Source organism: Streptomyces sp. SAS_281, assembly GCF_052542855.1.
The window spans coordinates 22272-30492 of sequence record NZ_JBMNDO010000096.1 but is presented as its reverse complement, the minus strand read 5'-3'; the positions used below and the strand labels follow the sequence as shown (position 1 = coordinate 30492).

Annotated in this window: 5 protein-coding genes; 3 read left to right on the top strand and 2 right to left on the bottom strand. The window is 73.1% G+C overall.

Going from position 1 to position 8221, the window contains the following annotated elements; translation table 11 throughout:
* Positions 1 to 405: 405 nt before the first annotated feature.
* Positions 406 to 855 (top strand): PTS sugar transporter subunit IIA, encoded by a 450-nt coding sequence (locus ACN6LM_RS28565; RefSeq protein ID WP_445068263.1) that lies wholly within the window; start codon positions 406 to 408, stop codon positions 853 to 855.
* A 79-nt stretch (positions 856 to 934) separates the two neighbouring features.
* Entirely contained in the window at positions 935 to 2605 is a 1671-nt protein-coding gene (gene ptsP / locus ACN6LM_RS28560) for a phosphoenolpyruvate--protein phosphotransferase (RefSeq protein ID WP_445068262.1), read from the top strand.
* 68 nt (positions 2606 to 2673) lie between these two features.
* Here ptsP and ACN6LM_RS28555 read toward each other — a convergent pair whose 3' ends face one another.
* On the bottom strand, positions 2674 to 3621 hold the full coding sequence (locus ACN6LM_RS28555) for a hypothetical protein (protein WP_445068261.1): 948 nt from the start codon (positions 3619 to 3621) through the stop codon (positions 2674 to 2676).
* A 40-nt stretch (positions 3622 to 3661) separates the two neighbouring features.
* Positions 3662 to 5638, bottom strand: a complete 1977-nt coding sequence (locus tag ACN6LM_RS28550) for an acetoacetate--CoA ligase (RefSeq protein WP_445068260.1) — start codon at positions 5636 to 5638, stop codon at positions 3662 to 3664.
* A 231-nt stretch (positions 5639 to 5869) separates the two neighbouring features.
* On the opposite strand from ACN6LM_RS28550, the gene ACN6LM_RS28545 reads away from it, so the two are divergent.
* Positions 5870 to 8215, top strand: coding sequence for a glycoside hydrolase family 31 protein (locus ACN6LM_RS28545; RefSeq protein ID WP_445068259.1), 2346 nt, complete (start codon positions 5870 to 5872; stop codon positions 8213 to 8215).
* Positions 8216 to 8221 lie beyond the last annotated feature (6 nt).

The following is an 8221-nucleotide window of genomic DNA, read 5'->3' as shown; positions in this document are numbered from 1 at the left end:
TATCAGACTCTTTCGTGTCCGATTCCCGGTCGAAGCGGGTCAAGCAGTTTTCGCTTTCCAGTTCTTCGCTTTCGCGTTTCCCTTTCCGGCGAGTCCGACACTATCAAACCTTTCCGGCCCCCCTGACCGGCCCCCCGCAGACATGCGGGTGCCCGATTTCGGGTTAGGGTTTGGGCTCAATAGCCGCCGCCGACCCCCGACTCAAAGTCGCGTTGGGGCCAGGCAGGAGTACGACAGTACAGGCTGCCGGGAGTCGAGGCAAATCGTTTCCGGTGCGCCCCTAGGTCCTCGAACCGTCAGGACTCGGGCGGAACCGGGACTTCTTATGACTTACTCTGCTGAGCAGTACGCCGTCCTCCTATCAAGCCGTGGCGGCACCTTCGAAGCTCCACTGGGAGGCCCCCCATGACCAACGTGACGTCCCCTCTTGCCGGACGTGCCATTGGGCTCGCTGCCGTACCCGACCCCGTCTTCTCCGGCGCGATGGTCGGTCCGGGCACCGCCATCGACCCCGTCCGCGAGCCCTCCGAGGCGGTCGCGCCCGTCGACGGCATCGTCGTCTCCCTCCACCCGCACGCCTTCGTGGTGGTCGACAGTGAGGGTCACGGTGTACTCACCCACCTGGGCATCGACACGGTCCAGCTGAACGGCGAGGGCTTCGAGCTGCTCGTGAGCAAGGGCGACACCGTCACCCGTGGCCAGGGCGTCGTCCGGTGGAACCCCGCCGAGGTCGAGAAGGCCGGCAAGTCGCCGATCTGCCCGATCGTGGCCCTGGAGGCGACCGCCGACTCCCTCTCCGACGTGGCCGAGAGTGGCGACGTGGCGGTCGGGGACTCCCTGTTCGGCTGGCAGTAACGCGATCGGCGCAGTGACAGCCGACTGGATATCCACCACCGCGGAGGCAACGGCTTCCGCACGACCGGAGACGGGTGAAATGGAGACAACGCTGCGAGGCGTAGGCGTGAGCCACGGTGTGGCGATCGGCGAGGTACGGCACATGGGCACCGCGGTGCTCGAACCGCCGGCCAAGCAGATCCCGGCCGACGAGGCCGAGCGCGAGCAGGGGCGGGCCCGGCAGGCCGTCGAGGCCGTGGCCGCCGACCTCATCGCGCGCGGCAACCTGGCCGGGGGCGAGGCCCAGCACGTGCTGGAGGCCCAGGCCATGATGGCCCAGGACCCCGAACTCATGGCCGATGTCGAACGCCGCATCGCGGTCGGCAGCACCGCCGAGCGCGGCGTGTACGACGCGTTCGCCTCGTACCGGGCGCTCCTCGCGGGAGCCGGCGAGTACCTGGCGGGGCGGGTCGCCGACCTCGACGACGTCCGCAACCGCATCGTGGCGCGGCTGCTCGGTGTACCGATGCCCGGCGTGCCGGACAGCGATGAGCCGTACGTCCTGATCGCCCGGGACCTCGCTCCCGCCGACACGGCGCTGCTGGACCCCGCGCTGGTCCTCGGCTTCGTCACCGAGGAGGGCGGGCCGACCAGCCACAGCGCCATCCTGGCCCGGGCGCTCGGCGTCCCCGCCGTGGTGGCCCTGCCCGGGGCCGGTGAGCTGGCCGAGGGCACGCTCGTCGCCGTGGACGGCAGCACCGGCGAGATCTTCGTCGACCCGAGCGCCGAGAAGCGGGCGGAGCTGGAGAGCGCCGCCGCCGCACGCAAGGCCGCGCTGACCGCGGCGACCGGGCCCGGCGCCACCTCGGACGGCCACAAGGTGCCGCTGCTCGCCAACGTCGGCGGCCCCGGTGACGTGCCGGCGGCCGTGGAGGCGGGTGCGGAGGGCGTCGGCCTGTTCCGTACGGAGTTCCTGTTCCTGGACGACAGCAAGCAGGCGCCGTCCGAGGAGAAGCAGGTCGCCGCGTACCGCGCCGTTCTCGAGGCGTTCCCCGAGGGGCGTGTCGTGGTGCGTGTGCTGGACGCGGGCGCGGACAAGCCGCTCGACTTCCTGACCCCGGCGGACGAGCCGAACCCGGCGCTGGGCGTGCGCGGGCTGCGGAGCCTGCTGGACCACCCGGACGTGCTGCGTACCCAGCTGACCGCTCTCGCGAAGGCTGCCGAGGGGCTGCCCGTCCACCTCGAGGTCATGGCGCCCATGGTGGCCGACCGCGCGGACGCCAAGGCTTTCGCCGACGCCTGCCGCGAGGCCGGGCTGAACGCGAAGTTCGGCGCGATGGTCGAGATCCCGTCCGCCGCGCTGCGGGCGCGCTCGGTGCTGCAGGAGGTGGAGTTCCTGTCGCTGGGCACCAACGACCTGGCGCAGTACACCTTCGCCGCCGACCGTCAGGTGGGTGCCGTCTCCCGGCTCCAGGACCCGTGGCAGCCGGCGCTGCTCGATCTGGTCGCGCTGTCCGCCGAGGCGGCGAAGGCCGAGGGCAAGAGCTGTGGTGTCTGTGGTGAGGCGGCCTCCGATCCGCTGCTCGCCTGTGTGCTGACGGGTCTGGGTGTGACCTCCCTGTCGATGGGTGCGGCTTCCATTCCCTACGTCCGCGCCACGCTGGCCAAGTACACGCTGGCCCAGTGCGAGCGGGCCGCGTCGGCCGCGCGTGCGGCGGACTCCGCCGAGGAAGCGCGCCGGGCGGCGCAGGCGGTGCTGTCGGGCGAGTAGTCCGGGACGGGACGACGCGAGGTGAAGGGGCTTTCCGCCGGTGACCGGCGGAGAGCCCCTTCGCCGTGTCAGCGGTGCTCCTCCGGTTCGTCGGCGCCGATGTCGAAGCCCGCGCAGTACTCCACACCGGACTCGGGGGCGACGGGCTCGCCCGTGTCCGCGTCGGTGCAGTAGGCGCTGAAGACCTCGCCTGCGGTCAGCGGGGCGAGGTTGCCGCGGCTCAGCCGCCAGCCGTGGACGCGGTCCGGGGCGCCGGGCGTGCTCGTACGCAGGACGACTCCGCCGTGGCTCTCCAGGGCGATGGCGACGGCGAGGACGCTCACGAACTCGGCGCCCTCCGAGGTGTCGAGCAGGACGGACCCCGCGGCGGGCCGGTCGGTGTGCAGGGCGGCGAGGAGCTGGTCGTTCTCCGTGGGTGTGCTGCACACCAGGTGGTGGGTGCCCGGTCCGGCCGCTACCAGGGTGCGTTCCACGAGGTGGGCGGCGCGGTCGAAGGCGGCGCTTCCGATGTCCCGGCCGCAGTCCGCGCAGTCGCCGAGGCCGGCCAGGAGCATGGTGGCGTACTCCCAGGTGGCCCGGCGGACCGCGCGGCCGACGAGCACCTGGATCAGGGCGTCCAGGGGCTGTCCTTCGTAGGTGACGGTGGCTCCGCAGGCGGCGATCTCCGCGGTGAAGCGGCTGCGGCCCGCCGGGGTGTCGGGGACGATGCCGGCCTCCGCGCAGTAGTGCGCGTACTCCTGAGGGTCGAAGAGGGCGACCGTCGTGTGCACGCCCTGGGCGGTGAGGGTCTTGAGCAGGGCCTCCACCTGTTCCAGGTAGACGCCGTGGTCGTCGAAGGCGAAGGTGTGGTAGCGGCGCATCGCCGCGAAGTCCTCCGCGTCGGTCAGCAGGCCGATGGTGGTGGGTGCTTCGCGGCGCAGCGTGCGTCGCATGGTGGTGGTCACGGTCCGTCCGTGGACAGTGGTCCGCTTGTTCCGGGTGTGCGCCATGATGTCCCCCAGTGCGCTGTCGATCATTGCTCACTCAGCGTAACCAGGGGCACTGACAACGGTGCGGTCAGTGGCGTTCGCGGGCCAGCTTCTCGTAGAAGTGGAGGAGTTCCAGGTTGTCGATCGAGCCGGGGTTGACGGCCTTTTCCAGGGCTGTTCCCTGGAGCAGGCGCTTGACCGGAACCTCGATGCGTTTGCCGGTGAGGGTGTGCGGGATGCCGGGCACCTCGATGACTTCGTCCGGGACGTGGCGGGGCGAAAGGTTTTCGCGGATCGTGCGCTTGATGCTGTCGCGGAGGGCGTCGTCCAGGGTGGCGCCTTCGGTGAGGTGGACGAAGAGCGGCATCCAGTAGCCGCCGTCCGGTTCCTCCAGGCCGATGACGAGGGACTCGCGGATCTCGGGGAGACGTTCGACGGCCTCGTAGATGTCGGCGGAGCCCATGCGGACGCCCTGCCGGTTGAGGGTGGAGTCGGAGCGGCCGTGGATGACGACGGAGCCTCGGTCGGTGAGGGTGATCCAGTCGCCGTGGCGCCAGACGCCGGGGTACACGTCGAAGTAGCTGTCGTGGTAGCGGCTGCCGTCGGGGTCGTTCCAGAAGTGGACCGGCATGGAGGGCATCGGCTCGGTGACGACGAGTTCGCCGACCTCGCCGGTCAGCGGTCGGCCCTCCGGGTCCCAGGACTGGAGGTTCGTGCCGAGGCAGGCGGCCTGGAGCTCGCCGATGTGGACGGGGAGGGTGGGCACCGCACCGGCGAAGCAGCTGCACACGTCGGTGCCGCCGCTGACGGAGGCGATCCACAGGTCGTCGGCGACCTCGTCGTGGAGCCAGCGGAAGCCGTCGGGCGGGAGCGGGGAGCCGGTGGTGGCGACGCACTGGACGCGGGAGAGGTCGAGGTCGCGCCCCGGGTGGATGCCGGCCTTGCGGCAGGCCATGACGTACGCGGCGGAGGTTCCGAAGAGGGTGGCGCCGGTCTGTTCGGCGACGCGCCACTGGGCGCTGACGTCCGGGTAGCCCGGGCTTCCGTCGTAGAGCACGAGGGTGGTGCCGGCGAGGAGGCCGGAGACGAGGAAGTTCCACATCATCCAGCCGGTGGAGGTGTACCAGAAGAAGCGGTCCTCGGGGCCGAGGTCGCAGTGGAGGCCGATCTGCTTGAGGTGTTCGAGCAGGATGCCGCCCTGGGACTGGACGATGGCCTTGGGAAGACCGGTGGTGCCCGAGGAGTAGAGGACCCAGAGCGGGTGGTCGAAGGGGACCTGCTCGAAGACCGGCTCCGCGTCGGCGGCGGTGAGGGCGGCCCAGTCGAGGGCGCCCTCGGGGGCGTCGGTCCCCAGCAGCGGGATGTGCACCACGGCGCGCAGGGTGGGGAGTTCGCGGCGGAGCTCGGCGACGGTGTCGGCGCGGTGGTGCTCCTTGCCGCCGTAGCGGTAGCCGTCGACGGTGAACAGGACGACGGGTTCGACCTGCTGGAAGCGGTCGAGGACGCTGCGGGCGCCGAAGTCGGGGGCGCAGGAGGTCCAGATCCCGCCGACGGCCGCGGTGGCGAGGAAGGCGACGACGGCCTGCGGGATGTTGGGGAGGTAGCCGCTGACGCGGTCACCGGGGGTGACGCCCAGGGCGCGGAGTTCGGCGGCGAGCGAGCCGACCTGGCGGCGGAGCCCGGACCACGAGGTCGGGACCTGGGTGTGGCTCTCGTCCACGTGGAGCAGGGCGGGCGCGTCGGCGCGCAGGGGGTCCTCGGCGGCGCGCAGGGCGTGCTCGGCGTAGTTGAGCGTGGCGCCGGGGAACCAGGTGGCACCGGGCATCGAGCGGTCGCCGATGACCTGCTCGTACGGGGTGGAGAAGCGCACGTCGAACCATTCGGCGACGGCCTTCCAGAAGGTGTCGAGCTCGTCGACGGACCAGCGGTGCAGACTGGCGTAGCCGCCCTCCGCGGGGGCGCCGTGGTGTTCGGCGGCCCAGCTCTGGAAGCGGGTGACGGCGGCGGCCGCGACGCGGTCGGGGCCGGGCTGCCACAGGGGGGCTTCGTCGGCTGCTGAGGTCATGGGGCGGCTCCCTGGCTGTAGCGGGTACGCGGAGTGTGCGCAGGTCGCGCGCACGTGCGGGGGTGTGCGCGTGAGGCGACGTCACGGACGATGCCATGTGATCGTCCTTCGCACCAGGGTTGCCCGTACATGGTTCCGTGTCCCGGTATGTGCTCCCACCACGTCCGATGCGGGGTGAACGGAAGTTGAACGGCGCTTGTTCACGGCCGGGCGGGTGGCAGGGTGAGCTGCATGAACGGTCGTGACCTGGTGCGCTCGGTGAAGCTGGTGGGTTCGAAGCGGGGGCTGCGCACGGTGCGCGCGGCGTGGCGCCGGGCGCGTGCGGACGCGCGGGCGCTGCCGGGGCGCGGGGCGGAGCGGGCGCGGGTGCCGGGTCCGGTGACGGGGGCGGAGCCGGGGCCCGGGGGCGGTGTGGTGCGGTTCGCCCGTTCGGAGCTGCGGATCCGGGTGGCGGTGGGCGGGGCGGTGTTCTGGGGGTGGGACGGGGCGGAGCCGGGGCCGTCGTACGCGGTGGACGGGGAGGCGCCCGCCGCGGATCCGCGGGCGCTGCTGGAGCCGGGTACGGACGGGGGCTTGCAGGTGGTGGCGGAGCGGCTGACGGTCGCGGTGTCGCGGCACGGGGCGGTGGAGCTGCGGACGCCGGGCGGGGTGGTGCTGCGCCGGGAGCTGCCGCCGCGCTGGTGGGAGCCGGTGGCGGGCGGGGACGCGCGGTGGGTGCAGCGTTCGGAGGTTCCGGCGGACGCGCGGTTCTTCGGACTGGGCGGACGGGCGGCGGGGCCTCGGCTGCGGGACGGGTCGTACGCGCTGTGGAACACGGACCCGGGCGGGCGGTTCGGGCCGGGGGACGATCCGCTGTATCTGACGATGCCGGTGCAGCTGGTGGTGGCGGACGCGGGGACGCACCTGGTCTTCTACGACAACTCCTGGTCGGGGCGGGTGTCGTTGCGGGAGGGGAAGGAGGGCGCGGGGTCCGGGCACGACCGGCCGGGCGCTTCGGAGGTGCGGGTGGAGGGCGGGCCGCTGCGCTGCTGGGCGGTGGCGGGCACGCCGGCCCGGGTGCTGGCGGGGTGGTCGGCGCTGACGGGGGCGGCCGCGGTGCCGCCGTCCTGGGCGCTGGGTCCGCAGCACGCCCGGTGGGGGTTCGGGTCCGAGCGGGAGGTCCGGCGGATCGTGGCGGGGTACCGGGAGCGGGGGCTGCCGCTGTCGGTGCTGCACCTGGACATCGACCACTACGACGCGCACCGGGTGTTCACGGTGGACCGCGGGCGGTTCCCGGATCTGCCGGGGCTAGCCGGGGAGTTGCGGGAGGCAGGGGTGCGGCTGGTGTCGATCGTGGACCCTGCGGTCGCGGCGGCCGGGGGGAACGCGGTCTACGACTCCGGCCGGGCGGTGGGCGCTTCGGGCGCGTTCGTCCGGGACGCCCGGGGGCGGGAGGTGCGCGGGGAGGTGTGGCCGGGTGAGTGCGTGTATCCGGACTTCACGGATCCGGAGGTACGGGAGTGGTGGGGCGGGCTGTACGCGGAGCGGCTGGCGCAGGGGTTCTCCGGGGTGTGGCACGACATGAACGAGCCGGTGTCGTTCGTGGCGTTCGGTGATCCGTCGCTGCCTCGTTCGGCGCTCCACGCGCTGGAGGGGCGCGGCGGCGACCACCGGGAGGCGCACAACGTGTACGGCCTGGCGATGGCGCGGGCCGGGTACGAGGGGCTGGCGCGGCTGCGGCCGGAGGAGCGGCCGTTCCTGTTCTCGCGTTCGGGCTGGGCGGGGATGCAGCGGTACGGGGGCACCTGGTCCGGTGACGTGGCGACGGGCTGGCCGGGGCTGCGGGCGTCGTTGGCGCTGGTCCTGGGGCTCGGGCTGTGCGGGGTGCCGTACTCGGGTCCCGATGTGGGCGGGTTCGACGGGTCGCCGTCGCCCGAGCTGTATCTGCGGTGGTTCCAGCTGGGCGCGTACCTGCCGCTGTTCCGCACGCACGCGGCGATCGACGCGGGGCGCCGGGAGCCGTGGGAGTTCGGGGCGGAGGTGCTGGCGGGGGTGCGGGGGGTGCTGGTGGAGCGGGAGCGGCTGCGGCCATACTGGGTGACCCTGGCGCGGCTGGCGGCGCTGACGGGTGCGCCGTATGTACGCCCCCTGTGGTGGGCCTCGCCCGGGGACCGGGGGCTGCGGGACTGCGAGGACGCCTTCCTGCTCGGCGACGCCTTGCTGGTGGCGCCGGTGCTGGAGCCGGGGGTGGCCCGGCGGGCGGTCCGGCTGCCGGCGGGGCGCTGGTACGACACGGTGAGCGGGGCGGTGTACGAGGGCCCGGGGCGGGTGGTGGTGGAGGCGCCGCTGTCCCGGGTGCCGGTGCTGGCCCGGGCGGGGGCGGTGATTCCGGTGCGGGGTGCGGACGGTGGCCTGGAGCTGGAGGTGTGGGCGCCGGTGGCGGGGCGCCCGGGTGGCGGGACGGTGGTCCGGGACGCGGGTGACGGCTGGGAGCTGGTGGTGGTCGAGCGGTACACGTCCCGGCTGGAGGGCGGCCGCGTCGTGGTGGAGCGGGACGGCGGGGCCGTGGACCACCCGGTGCGGGTGCGGGGTGGGTGAGGGCGG